Annotated in this window: 14 protein-coding genes; 10 read left to right on the top strand and 4 right to left on the bottom strand. The window is 42.1% G+C overall.

From position 1 onward, the window contains the following. Nucleotides 1-176 precede the first annotated feature (176 nt). Together ACOVQQ_RS11130 and htpG are read right to left on the bottom strand one after the other, a co-directional pair. The gene (locus ACOVQQ_RS11130; protein WP_421818261.1) at nt 177-2,027 is read right to left on the bottom strand and encodes an ABC-F family ATP-binding cassette domain-containing protein; all 1,851 of its coding nucleotides are present in this window, start codon (nt 2,025-2,027) and stop codon (nt 177-179) included. 540 nt (nt 2,028-2,567) lie between these two features. After that, nucleotides 2,568-4,454: a molecular chaperone HtpG gene (gene htpG, locus ACOVQQ_RS11125; RefSeq protein WP_421818260.1), complete on the bottom strand. Its 1,887-nt coding sequence runs from the start codon at nt 4,452-4,454 to the stop codon at nt 2,568-2,570. Nucleotides 4,455-4,622: 168 nt separating this feature from the next. On the opposite strand from htpG, the gene ACOVQQ_RS11120 reads away from it, so the two are divergent. From ACOVQQ_RS11120 to ACOVQQ_RS11095, 6 genes are all read left to right on the top strand, one after another. Continuing rightward, nucleotides 4,623-5,096, top strand: coding sequence for a hypothetical protein (locus ACOVQQ_RS11120; RefSeq protein ID WP_421818259.1), 474 nt, complete (start codon nt 4,623-4,625; stop codon nt 5,094-5,096). 11 nt (nt 5,097-5,107) lie between these two features. Then, nucleotides 5,108-5,800 (top strand): OmpA family protein, encoded by a 693-nt coding sequence (locus tag ACOVQQ_RS11115; RefSeq protein WP_421818258.1) that lies wholly within the window; start codon nt 5,108-5,110, stop codon nt 5,798-5,800. Between the two features lie 445 nt (nt 5,801-6,245). Then, nucleotides 6,246-6,914 (top strand): TetR family transcriptional regulator C-terminal domain-containing protein, encoded by a 669-nt coding sequence (locus tag ACOVQQ_RS11110; protein WP_421818257.1) that lies wholly within the window; start codon nt 6,246-6,248, stop codon nt 6,912-6,914. Then, entirely contained in the window at nt 6,911-8,221 is a 1,311-nt protein-coding gene (locus tag ACOVQQ_RS11105) for an ABC1 kinase family protein (protein WP_421818264.1), read from the top strand. Before ACOVQQ_RS11110 ends, ACOVQQ_RS11105 begins: the two co-directional genes overlap by 4 nt. 75 nt (nt 8,222-8,296) lie before the next feature. Beyond that, complete coding sequence (locus ACOVQQ_RS11100; RefSeq protein WP_421818256.1) at nt 8,297-9,259, top strand: ABC transporter ATP-binding protein; 963 nt, start codon at nt 8,297-8,299, stop codon at nt 9,257-9,259. A 124-nt stretch (nt 9,260-9,383) separates the two neighbouring features. Then, nucleotides 9,384-10,388 (top strand): 3-oxoacyl-ACP synthase III family protein, encoded by a 1,005-nt coding sequence (locus tag ACOVQQ_RS11095; RefSeq protein WP_421818255.1) that lies wholly within the window; start codon nt 9,384-9,386, stop codon nt 10,386-10,388. Nucleotides 10,389-11,059: 671 nt separating this feature from the next. On the opposite strand, the gene ACOVQQ_RS11090 is transcribed toward ACOVQQ_RS11095, so the two are convergent. Then, a complete protein-coding gene (locus ACOVQQ_RS11090; RefSeq protein ID WP_421818254.1) occupies nt 11,060-16,873 on the bottom strand; it encodes a choice-of-anchor L domain-containing protein in 5,814 nt (1,937 codons plus the stop codon). Nucleotides 16,874-17,211: 338 nt separating this feature from the next. Between ACOVQQ_RS11090 and argS the strand changes: the two genes are divergently transcribed. Genes argS through ACOVQQ_RS11070 form a run of 4 tightly spaced genes read left to right on the top strand, consistent with a single transcriptional unit; the run spans nt 17,212 to nt 23,358 of the window. Next, the gene (gene argS / locus ACOVQQ_RS11085; protein ID WP_421818263.1) at nt 17,212-18,990 is read left to right on the top strand and encodes an arginine--tRNA ligase; all 1,779 of its coding nucleotides are present in this window, start codon (nt 17,212-17,214) and stop codon (nt 18,988-18,990) included. Nucleotides 18,991-18,999: 9 nt separating this feature from the next. Beyond that, on the top strand, nt 19,000-20,436 hold the full coding sequence (locus ACOVQQ_RS11080) for a hypothetical protein (RefSeq protein ID WP_421818253.1): 1,437 nt from the start codon (nt 19,000-19,002) through the stop codon (nt 20,434-20,436). Continuing rightward, a complete protein-coding gene (locus tag ACOVQQ_RS11075) occupies nt 20,423-21,847 on the top strand; it encodes a LysM peptidoglycan-binding domain-containing protein (protein WP_421818252.1) in 1,425 nt (474 codons plus the stop codon). Before ACOVQQ_RS11080 ends, ACOVQQ_RS11075 begins: the two co-directional genes overlap by 14 nt. A 2-nt stretch (nt 21,848-21,849) precedes the next feature. Further along, nucleotides 21,850-23,358: an MBOAT family O-acyltransferase gene (locus tag ACOVQQ_RS11070; protein ID WP_421818251.1), complete on the top strand. Its 1,509-nt coding sequence runs from the start codon at nt 21,850-21,852 to the stop codon at nt 23,356-23,358. Between the two features lie 643 nt (nt 23,359-24,001). Here the strand turns inward: ACOVQQ_RS11070 and ACOVQQ_RS11065 are convergent. Beyond that, nucleotides 24,002-24,171 (bottom strand): PDDEXK nuclease domain-containing protein (locus ACOVQQ_RS11065; protein ID WP_421818262.1); only part of this gene is annotated, 170 nt, incomplete at its 5' end.

Below are 24,171 nucleotides of genomic sequence, written 5' to 3'. Positions count from 1 at the left end.
ATTTTCGCAGCAGCGGCAGAGCGGATTACCCCGCAGCGTTGTGCCCGGGGTTCGGGCGCAAGGCGAGGAGTATGAGCGACGACGCGGCCCCACTAAATTACTCTCTTCGTACGGACGTATTTTCGTGGGGGCTGCCCAAAAAATTAAACTCAAGTAAGGTGAACGCTCGTGCTCCCTTAAATCCCAGCTTTTTCGCCCAATTCAAACCAGCGCATTTCCTTTTCCTCCAACTTGTCGATCACTGTTTTAAGTTCCAGTGAGGCTTTCTCTATGTCGGTTATTGTGCCGTCCGAAAAGGCTTGCTCCATCCGTTGCTTGTCTTCTTCCAACTGCTTAATCTCGCGCTCGAGTTTTTGAAACTCCTTTTGTTCAGCAAAGGTAAGTGCCGACGCTTGTTGCTGTTTCCAACTGTTCTTATCTGCTTTAACCTCGGTTTTTTCTGTCGGAACACTGTCTTCATACGCCCTGAAATCCGAGTAATTACCCGGAAAATCTTCAATCTCCCCAGCACCGCGAAACACAAAAAGGTGATCAACAATCTTGTCCATAAAGTAGCGATCGTGCGAAACCACCAGCAAACAACCCGGATAGTCGAGCAAGAAGTTCTCTAAAACGTTCAAGGTAACTATGTCGAGGTCGTTCGTAGGTTCATCCAGAATCAAGAAATTCGGATTTTGTATCAAAACCGTACACAAATACAAGCGTTTTAACTCGCCTCCACTGAGTTTTTCAACATAATCGTGCTGCTTTTTCCGATCAAACAAGAAACGTTCGAGCAAATGTCCGGCCGAGATGGTTTTTCCTTTCGTAAGCGGTATAAACTCGCCGTATTCTTTAATAACTTCGATAACTTTTTGCCCCGGCTTCGGATTGATGCCGCTCTGCGTGTAGTAGCCCAATTTTATCGTGTCGCCAATAATCACTTTTCCACCATCGGCGGGTAAATTTCCGGCAACCACGTTTAAGAAAGTCGATTTGCCCGTTCCGTTTTTTCCGATAATGCCAATTCGTTCGCCGCGCTGAAAGTTGTAATCAAATTGGTTTAAAATGGTTTTCTCGCCAAAGTTTTTACTCACTTTATGCAGCTCAATAACTTTGCTGCCCAGGCGTTCCATGTTTATTTCCAACTCCACCACATTGTCTTTCCGACGTTGTTGCGCCTTTTCTTTGATTACGTAAAAGTCGTCTTGACGCGATTTCGATTTCGTAGTACGGGCTTTAGGTTGTCTTCGCATCCATTCTAATTCGCGTACAAAGATGTTCTTCGCCTTGTCGATCGATGCGTTTTCGGCTGCAATGCGCTCTTCTTTCTTTTGCAAATAGTAGGCGTAATTTCCTTTGTAATTGTAGAGTTTGCCGTTTTCCAGTTCCAAAATTTCGTTGCACACGCGTTCCAAGAAATAGCGGTCGTGCGTAACCATAAACAGGGTAATGTTTTCTTTGGCAAAATACGATTCGAGCCATTCGATCATTTCCAGGTCGAGGTGGTTGGTAGGTTCGTCGAGGACGAGTAAATCCGGTCGGTCAATAAGAATGATCGCCAAAGCTAGACGCTTTTTTTGTCCGCCGGATAAGTTCTTTATTTTGAGTTTTAGATTGTCGAGTTTAAGTTTGAATAAAATCTGTTTGTATTGCGTTTCAAAATCCCAAGCTTGGTATTGTTCCATAGCTTCGAAAGCCGCCTGATATTTCTCGCTATCTTCCGGATTTTCCAGTGCTTTTTCGTACTGTTCGATAACTTTTAGAATCGGATTATCGCTGGCAAAAATGCTTTCTTCGATGGTTAATTCAGCTTGAAGTTTAGGTTCTTGAGGCAAATACGCCACTTTAATTCCCTTACGCATAACCACTTGCCCGGTGTCGGCTTCGTCGGTGCCAATAAGCATATTCATCAAGGTCGTTTTTCCGGTTCCGTTTTTGGCAATTAGCGCAATTTTTTGGTCTTTATTGATGCCAAACGACAGGTCGCGAAACAGTTCACGCTCGCCAAACGATTTGGAGATATTTTCAACCGAAACGTAATTCATGGAGGATTTCTTTGCGGCAAAAGTAGTTTTTTGGGTGTTACCCTCGCTAAGAAATTTTTGTTGAAGTACGTGTCGTCGGGGTTTGGGTCACGCCATTCGTTGCCCCCGATAGCTATAGGGGTGCTGCTCGGCAACGGCCGCTCGCAGCAGGATTTCCATTGCTGTCGTTAACACAACATCGTGCTTGGAGAAAATTTCGTTTTGAAAATTCGATTGTTTGTGTACGTATTTGGCTTTGTGATTTTTACTGCGTAATATTGCAATATTACCTCGAATAAAATATTGTAAATCATTGCGTTAATCTAAATTGATTATATAATATTTCGGCGCATTTATCACTAAAATGTATAACGTTTTTTTAATCGCCTACAAGCGCGTTTGCCGTTCCCATAATTGCTCTCAGCAGCTGGGATAAATGTCTTGAGTTAAAAAACTACAATCAGCGTAGAAAAGAACACCTTGCAAAAACAGAACGTAGCTTTTTACCATAAAAAAAGACTGCCCGAAGACAGTCTTTTACTTACTATATGCTTTTTTCTATTACGACTTAATCAATTCGAAACTGCGCTTTACAAAAGCGGTTAATTCTTCGCCTTTCAACAGGTTCTGCGACAATTTCGCCAAATCTAGCGCCTGTTTTACCAGTTTCGATTGCGCATCGTTATCTGCTGTATTTAAAATACGTTCTGCCAGTTCCGAGTTAGTATTTACCACCAAATTGTACATTTCGGGCATGCTTCCCATACCAAACATACCGCCGCCTGTAGCACTCATTTCTTTCATACGACGCATAAATTCGGGTTGCGTAATAATAAACGGCGCCGCACTGCTGTCCATTGCTTCTAACTGTACCGTATAAGTAGGTTTTGGAACAATTTCTTCAACCACCGTCTTTAATTTCTCCTGCTGCTCGTCAGATAATTTAGAAATTACCGTATCGTCTTTCTTGATTAAATTGTCGATATGATCAGCGTCGACACGTACAAAGCTGAGGTTTTCGTTATCGCTTTCTAATTTCTGAATCAAATGGGCCACAATCGGCGAGTCGAGCAACAGCACTTCGTAACCTTTTGCAGTGGCCGCCTCAATGTATTGGTGTTGTGCATCTTTATTGGCTGCATAAAGTACAATCAATTTACCGTCTTTATCGGTTTGAGCGTCTTTGATTTTTTCTTTCAACTCGTCAAGAGTTAAGAAGGTATCGTTAACCGTTGGGTATAACATAAATGCGCCGGCTTTTTCGTAAAACTTCGGTTCCGACAACATACCGTATTCCAAAACAATTTTAATATCGTTCCACTTTTTCTCGAAGTCCTCGCGATTTTCCGTGAAAAGCGATTTCAACTTATCCGCTACTTTACGCGTAATGTAGTTCGAAATCTTCTTCACATTTCCGTCGGCTTGCAAATACGAACGCGATACGTTCAACGGAATATCCGGCGAGTCGATCACACCTTTTAACATCGTCAAGAATTCAGGTACAATGCCTTCTACATTATCGGTTACAAAAACCTGATTTTGATACAGTTGAATCTTATCTTTCTGAATCTGCAAATCAGCCGCTAATTTCGGGAAGTATAAAATTCCGGTTAAATTAAACGGATAGTCAACATTCAAATGGATGTTAAACAAGGGTTCGTCGAACTGCATCGGGTACAATTCGCGGTAGAAGTTCTTGTAATCTTCGTCGGTTAAATCGGCGGGTTGTTTCGTCCATGCCGGCGTCGGATTGTTTACAATGTTATCTACTTCTTGGTATTCTGTCTGGTAATCTTCAGGTGCATCCTCCGGTTTTGGCAAAGCTTCTTTACGGGTTCCAAACTTAATCGGAATCGGCATAAACTTGTTGTATTTGTTCAACAAACCTTTGATTTTGCTTTCCTCCAAGAACTCAACCGAGTCTTCAGCAATGTGCAAAATAATTTCGGTACCGCGTGTTTGCTTGTCCGTCGCAACTAAGGTAAATTCCGGACTACCGTCGCAAGTCCAATGCGCTGCCGGTTCGTCTTTGTAACTTTTGGTGATGATCTCTACCTTATCGGCCACCATAAAAGCGGAATAAAATCCGAGACCAAAATGACCGATAATGCCCGTATCTTTAGCACTGTCTTTGTATTTATCCAAGAATTCCTCTGCACCTGAGAATGCTACTTGGTTGATGTAACGGTCCACTTCTTCGGCAGTCATACCAATACCTTCGTCGATAATGTGCAACTTCTTGCCTTCTTTGTCGATTTTCACTTCAATCTTCGGCTGGCCGTATTCCACACTGGCTTCGCCAATACTCGTTAAGTGTTTGAGCTTTAAAGTTGCATCGGTGGCATTCGATACGAGTTCGCGCAAAAAGATTTCGTGATCACTGTATAGAAATTTCTTGATCAGCGGGAAGATGTTTTCAACCGAAACATTAATTTTTCCTGTTGTCATAGTCGTTTATGTTTAGTTTTATTCGCTTTCCGCAAAGCAAATCAAGTACCACTGTCAAAAAAAATGACAAATTGTCTGAAATAATTTTACAATTTATTTAGTTAATTCTGCAACCATTCATTTTAACAGTCTTGTATCTTTGTCGATAATTTAAAACAATTAAAATTGATGAAAAAAATACTTTTCATGCTCCTGTTATCTGCGAGCTTCATCGGCTGCAAATCAACATCTGCAGTAAGCACTAAAGTCGACAACCGCGTACAGTCGTCTCTAAAAGGAAATTGGACAATTCAGTCGGTTACTTATCCGAACTCGAACGTTTTTAAAGTAAACTCTTTTCAATTGGCCGACAGTCAGTGTTTCGTTGGAAGCGCTTGGAAATTAGTCGCCAATAACGATTCAGGAACAATGTCTATTGAAAAAGGAGGTTGTCCTTCATTTTCATCGCCAATTAAATGGTATATCAACAAAGACGGACAGTTTGTACTAAAAGTTCTAAACGCCGGTGAAAAAGCAAAACGCGTCAAAGACGGATACGTACTTTCGGTGGCCAACGTTACCGAAAGCAGCTTTCAGTTAGTTGATGTTGTAGATATCGCCGGAAAACAAACCAACATCGTTTATCAATTCGTTAAAAATTAAAACATTCTCCCATGAAAAAGATAGGAATTTATGCAGTAACAGCTGCCTTTTTAGTAGCATCGCTAACAGGTTGCGAAGCTGTAAAAAATACAAATAACACGCAAAAAGGTGTCGGTATTGGCGCAGTTGCCGGTGCGGTAATTGGCGGTGTTCTTGGAAACAACCTCGGTAAAGGCGGCAATGGTGCCTTAGGCGCAGTACTTGGTGGCGTAGTTGGCGGTACTGTTGGTGGCGTAATTGGTAACAAAATGGATAAGCAGGCACGCGAAATCGATAACGCCGTTCCAGGTGCGTCTGTAGAGCGAGTAGGTGAGGGGATTAAACTAACCCTAAACGAAAATGCAGTGCGTTTCGATACGTCTAAATCGTCTTTAACGCCAACAGCAAAAGCAAATCTTGATAAACTTGAGAAAGTTTTCGAAGAATATCCAGACACTAACATTGTAATCTACGGTTACACCGACAGCACCGGCTCGGCCGAATTCAACCAAAAGTTAAGCGAGCAACGCGCTGCTTCAGTAAAAGCGTATTTAGTAGCAAAAGGTATCGTGGCTTCCCGAATCACCACTCAGGGAATGGGTATCGCCGATCCTATCGCAACAAACGATACACCCGAAGGTCGTGCGCAAAACCGTCGTGTTGAATTCGCCATCACTGCGAACCAAAAAATGATCGAAGAAGCGCAAAAAGAAGTGAAGCAATAAAACAACGCGGGTTCAATTTTCACAGCGAACTCTCGGTAAGCCTTAAACAATTTTCAAACCGCAAGCGACAGTACTTTTACTTCGTTTGCGGTTTTTTATTTGGGCGTTGCGGCGCTCGGGTTTGCTGCGCAGCGTGTAGTGGCGCCGCCGCGCTTTACGCTGTATAAAACGTACTGCCGTTTGCATTTGCACGCATGGGCAAGGCTCATAAAATCGCCTCACCATCGCGGCAAATCGCAAAACAGCAGTTTTGTTTTATGCCGCTGCAATCGCTAACGCGAAATATCGTTCTAACGTTTCTCAGTAATTTTAACTTGGCTCTATTTCTGGGTTAAAAACCCGCATTTTACGATCTTTTTCGACTCTTTTTTAGGCTTATTCTTAACGTTTGTTTACAAGTGTACAAGCATTTGTTGCCGTATTTTTGTAGTAAATCTAGTGTATCATGTGTGCTAAAAGAAAATCCGATGTTTTCGAAATCGACGATAACTATATCATCGAAAAATATATGGATAGCGTCCTTTCTGGCGCCGACCACCACAAAAACGTTTACCTTTTTTGTAAACACAACGAAATAGAAGAAGCAACTTTTTACAGCTTTTTCGGTTCGCTCGACGGCGTGAAAGCATCCATCTGGACAAAAATGTTCGACAATGCCGAAACTGCCCTTCGATCCGATGCGCAATACGAAAACTACGATGCCAAAACAAAACTCTTGTCCTTGTTCTATACCTTGTTCGAAATTTTTGCGCTGAATCGCAGTTACCTACTCGAAACGGTAAAAAAGGAACAGTATAAACTAAAAGATTTAGAACAACTCAAAGCGTTTCGCAAGCGTTTCAAAACCTTTGTCGACGGTATTCAGGCATACGACAATCAAAGCATTCCCGATAAATTTCGCCAACGCGCAAAACCGCTCTACAGCGAAGGTGCGTGGATTCAGTTCTTACTGCTTTTCCGATTCTGGCTCTCCGACGAGTCGCCTAAAGCGCAAAAAACCGATATCCTGATCGAAAAATCCGTAAATGCAGCCACCGATTTACTCGACATTAAACCCATAGAAAGCTTGTTTGACCTAGGTAAATTCCTTTGGAAGGAAGGAAACATGCGATGAAAACACTCGATAAAATTCCAACTACCAAAATTGAACGCGCTTCGCAACTCGTAAAAACAGGTTTTAAAGTGGGTACAAATTACTTGTCCTACTACGGCGAAAAACTAGTAAATCCAGACTTATCGCGCGATAAACTCAACGAGAACAACGCCGCCGATATTTACGATGGTTTAAAAAACTTAAAAGGTTCAGCCTTGAAAGTGGCGCAAATGCTTAGCATGGATAAAAATATCATGCCGCGCGCCTACGTCGAGAAATTCTCTCTTGCACAGTTTTCGGTGCCACCGCTTTCAGCCCCTTTAGTTCGAAAAACCTTTAAAACCTACTTAGGGAAATATCCAGAAGAAATATTCGACACGTTTACGCCCGATTCGGTCAATGCTGCTAGTATTGGTCAGGTGCACCGTGCTTCAATCGGCGAAAAACAACTGGCAGTAAAAATCCAATATCCGGGTGTTGCCGAAAGTATTAGCTCCGATTTAGCCATCGTGAAGCCATTCGCAATTCGAATGTTTAACCTTCAAGGCAAAGATTCAGATCGGTATTTTAAAGAAGTAGAAGACAAACTTCTTGAAGAAACCGATTATAAATTAGAGTTACGTCAAGGTCAAGAGATTTCGAAAGCTTGTGCACAAATTCCAAACCTGAAATTCCCGAAATACTATCCCGAATATTCCTCGGCAAAAACCTTAGCCATGGATTGGATGGAAGGCGAACACCTTTCTGAATTCTGTGCCCGAAACACCGACACCGAACTCGGAAACAAGCTTGGTCAAGCGCTTTGGGACTTTTATATGTTTCAAATGCACGGCTTGAAAAGCGTTCATGCCGATCCGCATCCAGGGAACTTCTTGGTGAGTCCAGATAACGAACTAATTGCAATCGATTTTGGTTGCATCAAACGAGTCCCTGATAGTTTCTATTATCCGTACTTCGAATTGGCAAACCCAGAATTAATTGATGATCCGAAACGTTTCGACGAAAAATTATACGAGCTAGAAATTTTACGTACCGACGATACCCGAGAAGAAGTCGTGTATTTCACCTCGCTCTTTCGACGCTTGATGAAAGTATTTACGCAACCGTTTCACGGAAGTAGTTTCGATTTCTCAGATCCAGCTTTCTTTGACCAAATTGCCGCACTTAGCGAAGAATTTAGCAAGGATACACAAATTAGAAAAATGAACGGAAACCGCGGTTCACAACACTTTATCTACATCAATCGAACCTTTTTTGGATTGTACAATTTGTTATTCGACTTAAAAGCTGCGGTCGATACAAAATATTATCAAAAATATATCGTTTAAAAAGTGTTAGTTTGGTGGTTAGTTAGTTTGTAAAGGCGGGATTTCTTTCGGAAATTACCGCCTTTATTTTTGCTCATGCTCGAAATTCAAAACGTTTCCTTCTCTTTTTCCAATCAGCTGATTATCGATAAGCTTGCCCTCGATTTACCGAGCGGTAAACACCTGGCTGTACTGGGCGAAAGCGGTTCGGGCAAAAGCACTTTACTGAAACTCATTTACGGCATTTACGATTGCCAAGAAGGTCAAATTGTATTCGATAACCAAAAAATAAAAGGTCCAAAACAACAACTTATTCCCGGACATCCCAATATTAAGTACGTTCCGCAAGACTTCGAGCTTAATTGGTATGCTACCGTTGCCGAAAACATCGGTACGTTTCTTTCTTACGCAACTCCTACAAAACGAAACGACATTATAGCCGACTTGTTACATCGCTTCGACTTAACCGACGTTGCCTCCAAAAGAGCAATCGATTTAAGTGGCGGACAAAAACAACGAACGGCACTTGCAAAATCCTTAGCAATAAACCCAAAATTACTATTGCTCGACGAGCCGTTTAGCAACATCGATACCGCCCGGCGCAATCCCATCCGAAGAGCGCTTTTCGATTACGCAAACGAAAACCAAATTGCCCTAATCTTAGCAACGCACGATCCCGACGACGCTTTAGCATTTACCGATTTCACACTTATTCTCCATCGCGGAAAAGCACTTCAATTTGGTTCTTCTTTTGAAGTCTACAATGCGCCAAAAACACCCACAGCCGCTGCACTGTATTCCGATTTTACGCGCTTCCGCGAAAGCGATTCAACCCGTGAAATTATCGTTTATCCACATGAGTTTTCAGTGGTTCCACAAAGTAACATACAAGTTGTCATTAAAAATTGCTACCAGCAACGATCTCAGTTCTTAGTGCAGGCACATACAAGCCAAGGTGAAGTGTTTTTCTACAGTCAAACACCTTTCCAACCCAATACAATTTTGTGTTTAGAAGTACATCCAGACGCACAAAAACGCTGGCAACCAGAACAATTTTAGTGTCGTAAATCAATCGAGCGATCATCTCACAGTGCAATTTTATTTATCGAACGTTCAATTTTAACAATTCCGAAATTTTTGGCTACTTTAGTACTTTCAAATTGTTATAATCTAAATTTTTCTAATGTATAATTCGAAAATCGCAGGTTTGGGTTTTTACGTGCCTGAAAACGTCGTTACAAATGCAGATTTGTCCAAAATTATGGATACCAGCAACGAGTGGATTATCGAGCGTACCGGTATCGAGGAGCGCCGTCACATCGTTAGAGGCCAGGATACCACTACATCCATGGGCGTAAAGGCCGCTAAAATTGCCATAGAACGCGCCAACATTTCAAAAGATGATATCGATTTTATCGTATTCGCTACGCTTAGTCCAGATTACTATTTTCCGGGGCCGGGTGTTTTGGTACAAAAAGAACTCGGCTTGAAAACCGTCGGAGCACTCGATGTCCGAAATCAGTGTTCGGGTTTTGTTTATGCACTTTCTGTGGCCGATCAGTTTATTAAAACAGGTATGTACAAGAATATATTGGTCATTGGTTCCGAAGTTCATTCAACCGGCTTAGACATGACTACGCGAGGTCGCGGCGTATCGGTGATTTTTGGCGATGGGGCAGGAGCTGCCGTAGTTTCTCGCAGTACCGACGATAGCAAGATTTTATCAACACACCTCCACAGCGAAGGCCAACATGCCGAAGAATTAATTGTTAAAGCACCGGGCATGGGCGGGCGTTGGGTTTCCGATATCGTTGCCGATAATGATCCAAACGACGAAAGTTATATGCCGTATATGAACGGACAATTCGTGTTCAAAAACGCCGTTGTGCGCTTTGCCGAAGTAATCAACGAAGGTCTCGAAGCCAATCAGCTAAAAGTGTCCGATATCAATATGCTGATTCCACACCAAGCAAACCTTCGCATTTCACAGTTCATCCAGCAAAAGTTTGGTCTCGCCGATAGTCAAGTGTTTAACAACATTCAGCGCTACGGCAACACTACCGCTGCTTCGGTGCCAATTGCTCTTACGGAAGCTTGGGAAGCAGGCAAAATCCAAAAAGGCGATTTGGTTGTATTGGCAGCTTTCGGAAGTGGTTTCACTTGGGCATCGGCAATTATTCGCTGGTAATCCTAATTATATAGTATTTTTAAATCCGGTGGTTTTTTCAATCATCGGATTTTTTATTTACCTGATTTCGATTTAAAAATTGCAGTCAGAAAACAGATAAATGGTTGATTAATACCAATTGGGACTGTAAAAAAGGCTAAAGAAAAAAGGTTGTTTTTGAGGCAGAACAATGCAAAAAAATGTTGCATAGCAGCGCTACGGAAGATTTTTTTAAAGTAGTTATGGCTTAAAAACATTTTTTTATTAGGCTGTTTTATAGATCCAATTGGTATAACAGGCAGAATTGTTTTGGGATACTGTAGTATCGCAAAAAATTCTAACGAAGTAGGCGATCGTTTATCTGTTTAGCGTCTCAGTCGTTCATTTCTAACGGAACTAAATATTGCAATTTATTCATTTTCAGCGTTCTGACAAAGATTTTTTATCGAACTCAGGTTAGTAGGGCGTTCCGGCGCTACAGGTTTGCTTCGCAGTTGTTTCGTGGCGCCGTCGGTTGCTTGCTGCAATAAATGTCCGGTAAACGGCAAGTTGCAGCGCAATAGCGTGGCTTCCGCCGGTCGCCCGCTATTGCGGCAACTTTAACCGTTTCCCAGTCATTTATTTCCACGCCGCCACCTAACGCGAAAATCGTGCATAAAAAAAGCTCCGAAATTCGGAGCTTTTTTTGATTGTTATCTGATCAAAGCGAAGTGCGATTTATACTCTTTCAGAACGCCATTTTCAACGTATTGAATCGTGAACCAGTAATCGGTTCCAGGTAGTGGTTGTCCAGCTACGGTTCCATCCCAGCCATCGCCATCAGTAAAAATTTGCGTAAGGAATCTTCCAAAACGGTCGTAGATGAAAACTTGCGCCGGATTCGAAGGATCAAAACCTTTGATCGTCCAACGGTCATTAATGCCATCACCGTTTGGTGTAAAGTACTTCATACTGTCAACCAATTCGATGGTAATAGGCAATGGCAACGAGCCGCAACCATTTACGTCAGAAACTACAATTTCATGAACACCCGATGGTACGTTGGTAAATACATTACTGCTCTGTGCCGGTTGGCCATCAATCGAGTACAAGAATTTCGTGCCGTCATCGGCTGGATTTGTAAGTACACGAATAGTCTGACTGTTCGTAAACCAACCCAAAGTTTCAAAACTAACCTCGGCAGGTCGAGCCGATTCAATTACTGTTACCGGAATTGGAGTTGATTCACAACCTGTGATACCTTGTGCAGTTATTACCAATTGGTAAGCTCCAGCAGCTGTTGGGCTGAAGTTTGGAGTTGTAGCCACAGTATCGCCAGCAGCATTGGTCCAATTGAAATTATAGAAAGACGAACTGTAACCACTTTCAATTACAGGTAAAGTGATTTGTCCTGTTACAACGTCAGTACAGATAGTTCCTGAAAGTGGATCTGAAGCCGGCTGTGGAATTACTGTTATGGTTACTGGTTCGATGTCTTCACAACCAGAAGTACTGCCATCGCTAACTCTTACGTAAACCGTATTTAAAGACGTATCGGTTAAAGGTCCGTTGTCTGTAATTATTTCATTGGTCTGGAAATCAGCATCATCAGGTGAAGGATAGTATTCAACACTGTAGAAAGTTGGGTCTTGGCTACCAAGGATAGTTGCTGTTAACGTATCTAAATCAAATCCAGTGATAAAGTCATTTGGATTCGCATCCGAATCACAAACTCGCAGTAAGCTTTGTGGCACCGGATTTGCTACTGCTGCTGGATTTACCGTTACAATAAAACTTGTTTCGCTCGGACAAGCAGGTGTAAATGGTGCAATACCGTATACGTAAATCGTGCTAGTTGAGTTTATGACCGTTCCAGCGGGTATCTGACCACCGCCACCATTTGGCGCGTTATAGTAAGCTGCTCCTGGAGTATTCAGAGCTAGTAGGGTGTATGATCCACAAACCGTAACGTCAGGAACTTCATCCACATTGTAGAATGTAATATTGAATGACTCATTCGCCGACGCACATGTATTTGGAGCAGTTCCGTTAACCGCATATACATACACTTGCGCATTAGAAGTATAAATGGTGCCTGGAGCAATTACACCGCCTGTACCATTTGGTCCTGCATAGTAGTTTGCGCCGGGAGTAGTTAAGTTTGGCAACGCATAAGAAGTTGCGCAAGTATTTATATTCTGAATATCTGCAGGATTAATAATTGGTGTGGTTGTAATCGTGATGTTGAATGCTTCCTCATCGGTACAGTTTGGAACAGTTCCGGTGTCAGCGTAAGCGTAAATTGTGGTTGAGTTTAAAATTGAATTTCCGGCAAATAATTCAGTGTTTGCAGCATTTGATGGTCCGCCTGGTTGAGTAAACCAGCGTGTAGCAGGTGCAGGTGGCGCTGGTAAAATGTACGTATCACAAGCAAAAGCTGGAGCAATTGCTGGTACTACAGGCGAATTATTGATGGTAATAACAAACGGCTCATCATCAAAACAAATTTGTGTAGCGGTTGTCCCAGATTCTGCGTAAGCATATAAAGTTGTTGTAACTGTTACATTGAATCCAGCCAAGCGCTCAACGTTACCAGGTACTGTTGGTCCGCCTGGTAAGGTAAACCATCTTGTCGCTGGTGCAGGTGGAGCAAGTAATGTGTAAGAATCACAAACAGTAACAGGAGCAATCGGTGTTACAACTGGTGTGTTGTAAATCGTTATGCTTAAAGGCTCATATTCAAAACAGTTCGGAGCAGTTGCGGTTTCTGTGTAGGCATAAATTGTTGTAGAAGTAGTTATTGTAGTGCCAACAGTTATCTCCGTTCCTGTTCCCGTATTATCGGTGAACCACTTTGTTGCAGGCGCAGGAGGCGCTGGTACCGTGTAGCTATCGCAAGCATAAACTGCAGCTTGTGTAGGAATATTTGGTGTTTGATTTATTGTAATTACAAAAGGCTCATCGTCAAAACAAATTTGTGTGGCAGCAGTACCCGATTCTGCATAAGCGTATAAGGTAGTTGTGGTAGTCACATTGAAACCAGGTAAACGTTCAACATTATTAGTTACAGTTGGTCCTCCTGGCAAAGTAAACCATCTTGTAGCTGGTGCCGGAGGTGCTGGTAGAATGTATGAATCACATTGCGTTACCGGAGTAATAGTTGCTACCGTTGGTGTTTGGTAGATAGTAACGGTAAAAGAATCTTCGTCTGAACAAGCAATACGGTTATTGTTTTCAGCGTAAACATAATACGTGTTAGTACCTACAGGCGGTGCAAAGCCGGCAGCTAATGCGGTACCCGTTCCGTTAGGTCCATTAGGTGCGGTGTAATAAGTTCCCGGACCAACGATAGCCGGAAGGACATAATTATCAGTGTCGCATTTAAATACATCCGCAATGTCGGTTACCGTTGTATTTGTTATAAATACGTCGATACTATACTCTTGGAAACAAGTGTTTCCAGGATCACTACTATTAGAATATACATAGATTGTATTATCGGATGTAATTGCAAATCCAGGTGGTAGTACTGGATTAGAAGCCGATGGTCCACCAGGATTATCGTAATATTCGCCGAAAGCCAAATCATCGAGAATGAACGATTGGTTGCATCGAATTACTTCCTGCGGTCTCGGAGAAATTTGTGGTGATTGATTAATAGTAACTGTAAATTCTTCTTCGACAAAACAGCCAGCGGCAGCACCTTGTTTGTAATAATATAAGGTGGTTACTCCCGGTGTAGTAATCGGAAAACCAACCGGGCGCACAGATCCCGTGCCTCCTGGTGCTGTTCTGTACTGTCCGCCTAAGCCAAGCTCAGGTAATGTGTAAATATCACATACTGGACCAACGTCTGGAATTGTTGGTAATGCTGCTACGTTTACCGTAACATCGAAACTAAGATTATCTAAACAGCTTTGCCCAGGTACATAAATATAAACGGTTGTTAGCGGTGCACTAAGTGTAGCAGGAAGTGTAATAACATTTCCACCGCCTGCTGGGGCGTCACGGTACTCTCCAAAAGGTGGTGGAGGTAAGGCATAACTTGAACATGAATTAACATCGGCTGGTGGAGTAATACTACTAAATCCGATAGTAACTGTAAAAGATTTTTCAGAAGTACAATTTACCGGTGAGGTATTTGACTCTTTGTAAACATAAATTGTACGAACACCTACTGTGTTTATGATCGTACCTGCTGATACAGTACCTCCCGTTTTGTTCGGGCCGTTATAATACGTTCCTCCATTACCTGCTGGCGGTAAAGTATAACTTGAACATGCAAATTGATTCGGATAATCCGGTAGTGGAGTGAAAGGAATTACATTAATAGTAAACGGTCGGTTAATGACGCACGGTGGCGATACAGTGTTGTCGGTAAAAACAACGAATAAATTATTTACTGCATTTGTAAGTTCTGATCCCTCTGCAATTGGTGTTCCTGTACCATTAGGGTTGTCGTAATAATCTCCATAAGGAAGTGTCGGTAAACTGTACGAAGTACAAACTGTTTCATCTGCAGGTGCGATAGCATTTAGGTTGGCTATAGTTATTGTAAAATTACTTGAACCGGGACAACCTCCTGTGTTATTCCAAATGTGAACCGTAGTGTTTGTGGTAAAAGTTGTACCAGCATTGATAACTGTACCTCCTCCGTTCGCTGCGGTACGATATTGCGAGCCCGCAAAAGTAAGCGGAGGCAGTGTGTAAGATGTACATACTACAACATCTGGAAAATCGTCAACTTGTGCCAGTGGAGTCACCGTTAAACTGAATTGCGTAGTAGTGAAACACGATGGATCTGATGCATTTTGGATACGAACGTAAAATATTCTGCTAATCGAAGCAGTTACGCCCGTTACATTTATTCGGTTAGTTGTGTTATTAACTGTTGAACTTGCACCTGCAGCTGTAGTGTGAAACGTAACTGTGTATGCAGTCGGATCTTGACTTCCCAACACAACACTAGCATAACTTACTGGCGGACTTAAAGCAGGATTTGTAGTTGGAGTTGCCAAGTTAATATTTGCTCGTGGCGGATTCTCTGTTGAATTCCGAGCACACAAAGTAATATTTTGTGGAGTTGCAGCAACTACAGGAGCTGCAATAATGCGCAGCGTAAAAGTTCTTACCACATAACAGGGCGTTCCGTTGGCTTGAATGCGCACGTAAATAACTTTGTTATTCTGGTTAAATGGTATGCTGTAACTCAACGGCAATGCATTTGTAGTAAGTCCTGCATCAGCAGCAGCCTGAGTTTCATAATACCGAATAATAGTATCCGCCGGCAAGTCATCTGCTGCCGCGGCAGTATTGTTTGATAAGATAATCGGCGTATTTTTTGACAAATCAAAAGTGTAATTCGTTGCTCCAGTATCGCATACATGAATGTTTGGAACAGTAGCTAAAGCGTTAATTGCTGGGTATAAGAACACTATAATTTCATCGGTAATAGCAGTACAGCCAGGTTCTACGTATGTTACGCTAAACCTGTTTTCTCCTGCAACCAACGGACTTATATTCGGATTCCCTTGAAGTACTAAGGTGGAATTATTGGCTCCTGCTATAGTTGTTCCGTTCTGTGCCCAAGTATATGTAGTTCCTGCTAAAAGCCCAGCTGCGTTTAATGTCGGCAGCGTGGCACCCGCGCAAATCGCGTTGTTGTTTGCAGGTACGTAATCGATTCCCAATACATTTTGCCCAACATTTAAACTATTCGCCTCTAGGAATATGGCAGAATCAAAGTTGGTGTTGTCGTTACCGTCGGCAATTACAATTTTAATAACGTAAACGTGTGTAGTGTTCAAGCCTGTTGCAGACGCGGTGAGTGGTATCGTTTGGCCATTGTAATTAATAGCAGGGCCAAAACCAGGTCCGTTGAAAGCTCCGAAAAAGGACTCATTTTCACTAGTACATAACGGGTTGAATTCGTTATCGCGGATAGTAGCTACCGAAACCGCAGTGTTTCCGTTTATAACAGCAAGGTTTATACCATTTGTAAGACCAGGATCTAGTGTCTTATTGTAAAGAATGAAAGCAAATGCGTCCGAGAAATCACACTGTGAAGTACCGTATTCTTCCGATGCAAAAACAAATCGAAAATCGAATGAAGGTGTTTTCGGAGTAAATTCGAAAGTGAGCGATGTCGCATTAATTGAATTGATGCTTACCCCATTTTGCGAAAGCAGTATGTTTTCAAGGGTCGTATCACCTGGCCAAGTATTTGATCCATCACTCAACGTAGTGTTGTTCGGACTTGGGCTATTTAAAACATTACCAGTTGTTAGGATTACCCCTCTAGAAAACGGAAAGTTCGGATTAAGATTTTCAAAATAACCAATACCATTCGTTGATCCAAAGTTTGTCCCTGTACTTGCTACTACATTCTGAGCTGCAACACAAGGCGAGTTAATCAAAACATCGTTTACGAGTTGTGCGGGGGTATAGGTTGTCGCATCGACAGTTATTCCCTGCGAAAAACCCATAATACAACTTAAAAACGCTAATAAAATAAATGTCTTTTTCATAAAAACACAGAATATTTGAAGTTAGCAAACATAGCTAAAAATTTAATAATTAACGGGAATTTGGGAATTTTAGCAAATGTTAATTTTATCGTAAAGATCAGCGTAAGGTCTGTAAACGATTGCTTCAACCTCAATTTTATACCGACAATCCTACTTTCACTCCAAGTAAAACATGAGACCTACTAAGCTATCAACTTTGAATATGAAGTTCTCAAGACAGGAAGATGTTTAAAATGGTGCTCAAATTCTAAAACAATATTCTTATTCAAATCGATTTTTTTCCTGCATATATGACCACGTAATTCAATTATATTTGCAGCCTCAAAAAAATCGCAATGATTACGCTAAAACAGCAAATAGAAACCACTGTATCTGAATGTATTCAGTCTGTGTTTTCCAATATTGAAGCCATTCCGCTCGAAGTTCAATTAACTAAAAAAGAGTTTGAGGGCGATTTTACCGTCGTACTTTTTCCACTCGTTAAAGCGCTAAGGCTCGCACCAGCACAAATTGGTGAACAGCTCGGAGTCCTTTTGCTCCAAAAATCATCGCTGTTAAAAAGCTATAACATTGTTTCAGGCTTCTTAAATCTTACACTACAAGAAAGAGCATTCACCGAGACATTTTCGCATATTTTCGCAAATTCTAATTTCGGTTCGCATCCAATTTCTGCAGAAGGCGGCGCTATCGTAGAGTTTTCTTCACCAAATACAAACAAACCTCTGCATTTGGGTCATATTCGAAATATTTTGCTCGGTTTTTCGGTATCGCGAATTTTAGAAGCGGCAGGAAAAAAAGTACACAAAACGCAAATTATAAACGATCGCGGCATACATATATGTAAGTCGATGCTGGCTTGGCAACGTTTTGGCAACAGCGAAACGCCACAAACTGCCCAAATGAAAGGCGATCATTTTGTTGGAAAATATTACGTGCAGTTTAATATTGCTTACGAAGAAGAAATAAAAGCTCTTGAGGCAAACGGCCTAACTAAAGATGAAGCTAAAAAGCAAGCACCTATTTTTCTCGAAGCACAAGACATGCTCCGCAAATGGGAAGCCGGCGATGCCGAAGTTGTTTCTTTGTGGAAAACCATGAATCAATGGGTTTACGAAGGTTTTGAAACGACTTATCGCGATTTAGAAGTAGATTTCGACTCGTATTATTATGAAAGTGAAACCTATCTGCTCGGGAAGTCGGTTGTAACTTTAGGTTTGGAAAAAGGCGTTTTTGAACAAGATCCCGACGGCTCGGTTTGGATTGACTTAACCGCCGACGGTCTCGATCGCAAAATCGTTCTTCGTGCCGACGGAACTGCCGTTTACATGACGCAGGACATTGGTACTGCTATTCAAAGAATGAAAGATCAGCCAGGAATGGACCAAATGATCTTTACCGTTGGAAACGAACAAGATTATCACTTTAAAGTCCTATTCTTGATCTTAAAGAAGTTAGGTTTTAGCTGGGCCAATCAGTTGCATCACTTGTCTTACGGCATGGTTGATTTGCCTACCGGAAAAATGAAATCGCGCGAAGGCATCGTTGTTGATGCCGATGATTTAATTGCCGAAGTAATCGACACCGCAACAGCTATTTCCCAAGAACTCGGAAAACTCGACGGTTACTCCGAGGAAGAAAAATCGGCCTTATACCGAACCATTGGTTTAGGTGCCATGAAGTACTTCTTGTTGAAAATCGATCCGAAGAAAAAAATCACTTATAATCCTAAAGAATCCGTCGATTTTAACGGAAATACCGGACCTTTTATTCAATATGCACACGCGCGTATCCAGTCGATTTTGCGTAAAGCTGGCAATATCCCAACTACTTTAGCAACTGTTTCTACGCTCGATGCCAAAGAAATTGAGCTAATCAAAGTTTTGGAAGATTTTCCAGCAGTAGTAAAAGTTGCTGCCGCAGAATTGAGTCCGGCGCTAATTGCAAACTATGCCTTCGATGTGGTGAAAGCATACAACAGTTTCTACCAATCGGTTTCTATTTTAGGTGAAAGCGACGAAAATACGAGAACGTTCCGTGTACAGTTGAGTGCAAAAACAGCAGAAGTTATAAAGAAAGCCTTGTATTTGTTGGGGATTCAGTCGCCCGAACGCATGTAAATCACCCCAATGCAGCAATCGAGTTTTTTTAAATCATTTCTGATTTTATTCCTGGCAGCCATTTTGTTTGTGGTGGCCAAGCCGTATTTGCCTAAAAAGTTGTTTCCCGAACAACAAGCAACCGCAAATCAAGTTGTCGACAGCACGGTTATTGAAGCTATTTCGGAAGCGGAAGCCACCGATGAACTTAACTATGCCGAAGCAGATTCTATGGGGAATCAGCCAATTGTTTATGTCGATGAGTCTGGCATTCAGTTTCCGTCTGAAACCGCGCAATCATACACCGGAAATCAACATTTGATTTCGTTTTATGAAAAACTTCGCTTACTCGAATCCAATCCCAGCCAATCGGTACGTATTGCTTATTTTGGCGATTCGATGACCGATGGCGACTTAATCGTTCAAGACTTGCGTTCGGCATTTCAATCGCAGTTCGGCGGAACAGGTGTTGGCTTCGTTCCTCTCGTATCCGAATCTGCGGGTAGCAGAAGCTCCGTAAAGCACAGTTTTGGAGGTAGTTGGAAAGATCAGAATTTCGTGACTTCGAAATACAGCCGATACGCTTTTGGAATCAACGGACATGTTTTTTATCCCACAGACAGCTTGGCGTGGGTGCGTTATGAAGCAGGCCGACAAGCCAATGTGGCATCGCTACCCAATCCGACACTCTTCTACGGCACCTCAAGAAAAAACGGCCGCTTGAAAGTCACCTACGGAAAAGATAGTTTGTGGTACAAATTAGATGGTAATCTAGCGCTCAACACACTTCGTATAGGTAAGTCGGATTTAAAGAAATTCAGAGCCGATTTTATCGAAGCCGATTCTATTCCCATTTATGGATTTAATTTCGACAACGGAAAAGGCGTCCATATCGACAACTTTTCGCAACGCGGAAACTCAGGTATGCCGCTGTCAAAGCTAAATCCACAATTGCTTAACCAATTTCAAAAAAAGTTGGGTTACGATTTAATTATTCTGCATTACGGCACGAATGTCCTCAATTACGGAACTAAGAATTACAATTGGTATCAACGCGGTATGCAAAAAGCCATCGCTAATTTACGAGCAGGTTTTCCCGGCGTTCCCATTTTATTGATTTCCGCTGCCGATAAAGCAACAAAGTACGACATGGAAATGCGCACAGATTCGGCAGTTGTTCCTCTAACGCTCGCGCAACGAAAATTAGCCGTAGAAACACGTAGCGGATTTATAAATCTATTCGAATTAATGGGTGGAAACGGAAGTATGGTTCGTTGGGTCGACGAAGCTCCGGCCTTAGCCAATAAAGATTATACGCACTTTAATTTCCGCGGCGCAAAGAAAGTTGCTTCGCTGTTCTATCAAAAATTACAAAGTGGTTTTATTACCTATAAACGATTAAAAAGTAAAGTCGCTACTGAGGCCGTATTGCCTGAAAACGACAGCATTCCTGATGAAGAAATGTAGCCTCATATTGTTGCTTTTCTTCGGATTTATCTTCTCGGGAAAAGCTCAGGTAACGGATACAACCGACGTTGAATCCGCTGTCGCAGAAGATACCGTTGCCGTTCCAATCGTAATTCCTGAAAACGGATTAAAGAATCCGAAAGCCATTGCTAAATTCCTGAAAACTTTGCAGCAGCGCGAAACAGACGGTTTTTTAACTGATCGTGTGCACATTTTTCACATCGGTGACTCGCACATTCAAGCCGATTTACAAACCGATAAAACGCGAACACTACTTCAGGAAACCTACGGAAACGGCGGACGTGGCTTTATCTTTCCTCACCGTTTAGCGCGAACCAACGGCTCTTCAGACGTTTCGTTCGAGTCGGCCAACAATTTTTCATCGCAACGCATTATCAATGGGAGTAATGCCTACATGGGTTTAAGCGGTTTTTCGCTGAGTAGCAAAGAACGCCCCTGTGCCGTAAAAGTTAGTTTGAAAGACAGTTCCGATGCATTCGACCTTGTACGCATCTTGCAACCAAAAAGTACAGCACGTTGGCAGTTTTCTGCGGGAAAAACATTGGAAAGTAAAAAAGTTATCGTTCAAAAACCGCGCATTCACAAGATTAAAGACGGCGAAGTTTTAGGAAGCATTGCTCGTAAATACGGAATTTCGGTTAGTCAGCTTAAAAAAATGAATCGTTTGAAATCCGATCGAATTCGTGCCGGTAAAACGCTCATTGTTAGCAAGTCGGAAAATCGTTCGCGAAATATCAGAAAGTATAAATACGCCACAGTCGATTTCAACGCAAGTGAAACCTGGACTTCCAAAGAGTTTGATCAAGCGCTGCAATTTGAAGTTTTTACAGATTCAGACGACGTTTCTGCGCTAAACGGATTTATGCTGGAAAACACCGACGGCGGCATTATTTACAGCAGTGTCGGCGTAAACGGCGCTAAGTTCTCCGATTACAACCAAAGCCCGTTATTCTTCCAACAGTTACTGGCAACTTCGCCCGATTTGTTGGTACTTTCTTTAGGAACCAACGAAAGTTTCGATCACCAATCGGCTTCAACGTATATCAATCACCTCACTACGTTTATTCAAAATTGTCGAAGTATTCATCCCGATATCGAAATTTTGGTGTGCACGCCTCCGCCTTCGTTGTTTAAACGACGATACAAAAACACGTACGTGGAAAGCTATGCAAATGCACTGTTGTTAAATGCCGAGTTATTGCGCTACGCCGTATGGGACGGATACACGCAGTTGGGTGGCGGAAACGCCGTAAGTAGAAATTATAAAAGAGGATTAATGGCCGCCGATCGCGTGCATTACTCCAAATTAGGTTACGAAATTCAAGGAACGCTATTGGCCGAAGCGATTATTCGCCAAGCCAATCAATACGCAAAATCAGTAGGTCAGTAAGTATGCAGGATTTTACAAAATATATCACGGATTTCTTCACATGCTCTTCCGCCGATGTAGCGCAGTGGTTCACCTTTGACCCGAAAAGTCCGATTTTATTCAACACCGCACTCTTCTTGGGCTTGTTCCTGATTTTTTATCCTATTTACATCTTAACACTGCGACTAAAAACATACCACCTGCGCAATTTGTACGTGTTCTTGTTTTCGCTGTTTTTCTATTACAAATCAAGCGGTCACTATTTCGCTTTACTGTTGCTTAGCGGTGTGATCGACTATAATTTAGCTAAACTTCTTTACGAAGAAAAATTACAATCGTTCCGAAAGTTCTATTTGGTACTGAGTGTGGTTTTAAACCTCGGATTTCTCGGGTATTTCAAGTACAGCAACTTTTTAATCGATAACTACAACCAGTGGTTTGAAGGCAATTTAGCGTTCCAAGATATTATTCTTCCGGTCGGAATTTCGTTTTATACCTTCCAATCGATGAGCTACATCATCGATATTTATCGCCGCGAGATTACACCTACTAAAAACATACTCGATTACATGTTTTTCGTGTCGTTTTTCCCACAATTAGTCGCCGGTCCGATTGTTCGTGCTTCGGAGTTTTTGCCGCAGATTTACAAGAAAATTACACTCAACAGTGCCGATTTAAATCACGCCTTGTTTTTAATCATTGGCGGATTAATCAAGAAAACAGTTGTATCCGATTTTATCTCCTTAAATTTTGTCGATCGCGTGTTCGATTCGCCGAGTAGTTACACGGCGTTCGAGAATTTATTGGCGTCGTACGGTTACGCCATCCAAATTTATTGCGATTTTTCGGGTTACTCCGACATGGCTATCGGTATTGCATTGCTCATGGGATTCCGCTTGTCGGTAAACTTCCGTACGCCATATAAGTCGGCCTCGATAACCGAATTCTGGCGTCGTTGGCATATATCGTTGTCAACCTGGTTGCGCGATTACTTGTACATTTCTATGGGTGGAAACCGCAAAGGAAAGTTCCGCATGTACTTTAATTTGTTTATGACGATGCTTCTCGGCGGACTCTGGCATGGTGCGAGCTGGAAGTTCGTTATTTGGGGCGTTTTACACGGTTTGGCTTTGGTTGTAGAGCGCTTGTTCAAAAATGTACTTCACTTACCAAAGAATATTTTTGTGCGTGTTGTGCAGGTGGTGCTTACGTTTCATTTCGTGGTTTTTTGTTGGATTTTCTTCCGTGCAAAAGATTTCGAAACAGCTTTTGAACTTATCGGAAACATTGCACAATTGCAATGGAACCCAACGCAGTATCTCGTAATTTTAGAAGGTTACCGAAACGTGATGTTTGTAATGTTGTTTGGCTTCTTGTGGCATTTTTTACCAAGTCGTTGGTCCGATGGTTTAAAACAAGCTTTTGGTTACTTACCCATTGCCGGCAAAGCATTAATCGTTGCTGCGGTTTTTTGGTTGGTTTACGCCAGCAGTTCCGAGGGGCCACAGCCGTTTATTTACTTCCAGTTTTAACGAAGCGAGCTACTTTTTTTAAACCGTTTTTTCAAAATTTTAGTTTCTTTTTTTGGGGGTGCCGGCGGTGCAATCGTAGCGCTTCGCAAACGTTTCACTGAACCGCCGTCGCGCTATCCGCTGTATCTTTCCGGCGAACGTAGGGTGGAAATACCATAACGCCGCAAAGGATGCCGCTGCTGTCGCTCACCCGGGGAAGGTGCAAAGGGAAAAATATAAAAAATGGAAAAAATGAAAAGAAGCTAAAAAATGGAAAAAAGCGAATTCCGATAGCTATCGGAAGCGAAAAAATGAAAAAAAGAGAAAATGGAGCACGATGTTTCACAGAGTTTTTCACAATGTACACAATGCTGCCTTCGACAAGCTCAGGCTCCGACGATACGTGGGTTCAGCTGGGCAAAACGATACGTTAAATAGCGAAATTTTCAATCCCGATAGCTATCGGGACTAGCTTCCCAAAAAGGATACGTTAAGTGGTGAACTCATCGAAGTCTTAATACTCCAATCTTGATACTAAAAAAGCTTTGCGAACTTTGCGTAAATCTTTGCGCTCTTTGCGGTTAAACCTTCGACGAGCTACTTTCGACACGTTCAGACTATGCTAGCCTCAATGTCGGAGACTTTCCGGAGAGGAGTAGTGGCTCTATTTCTCTTCGGTTTCATTGTCAAACAGTTCGTGTAGTTTTTGTTGTAAAAGTTTCTTGTCAGGTAATTGCGTTTTATACTCTGAAACCATAGTAGGAGAGAGGCTTCTACTCAAAGCATATTCTACAACTTCACTGTCTTTGTCCTTGCATAGCAAAACTCCAATGC

It is taken from the genome of Flavobacterium sp. (assembly GCF_049240005.1).
In the GTDB taxonomy this organism is placed as follows: domain Bacteria; phylum Bacteroidota; class Bacteroidia; order Flavobacteriales; family Flavobacteriaceae; genus Flavobacterium.
The sequence above is the reverse complement of the archived record's forward strand: the minus strand, read 5'-3'. Positions and strand labels throughout refer to the sequence as shown.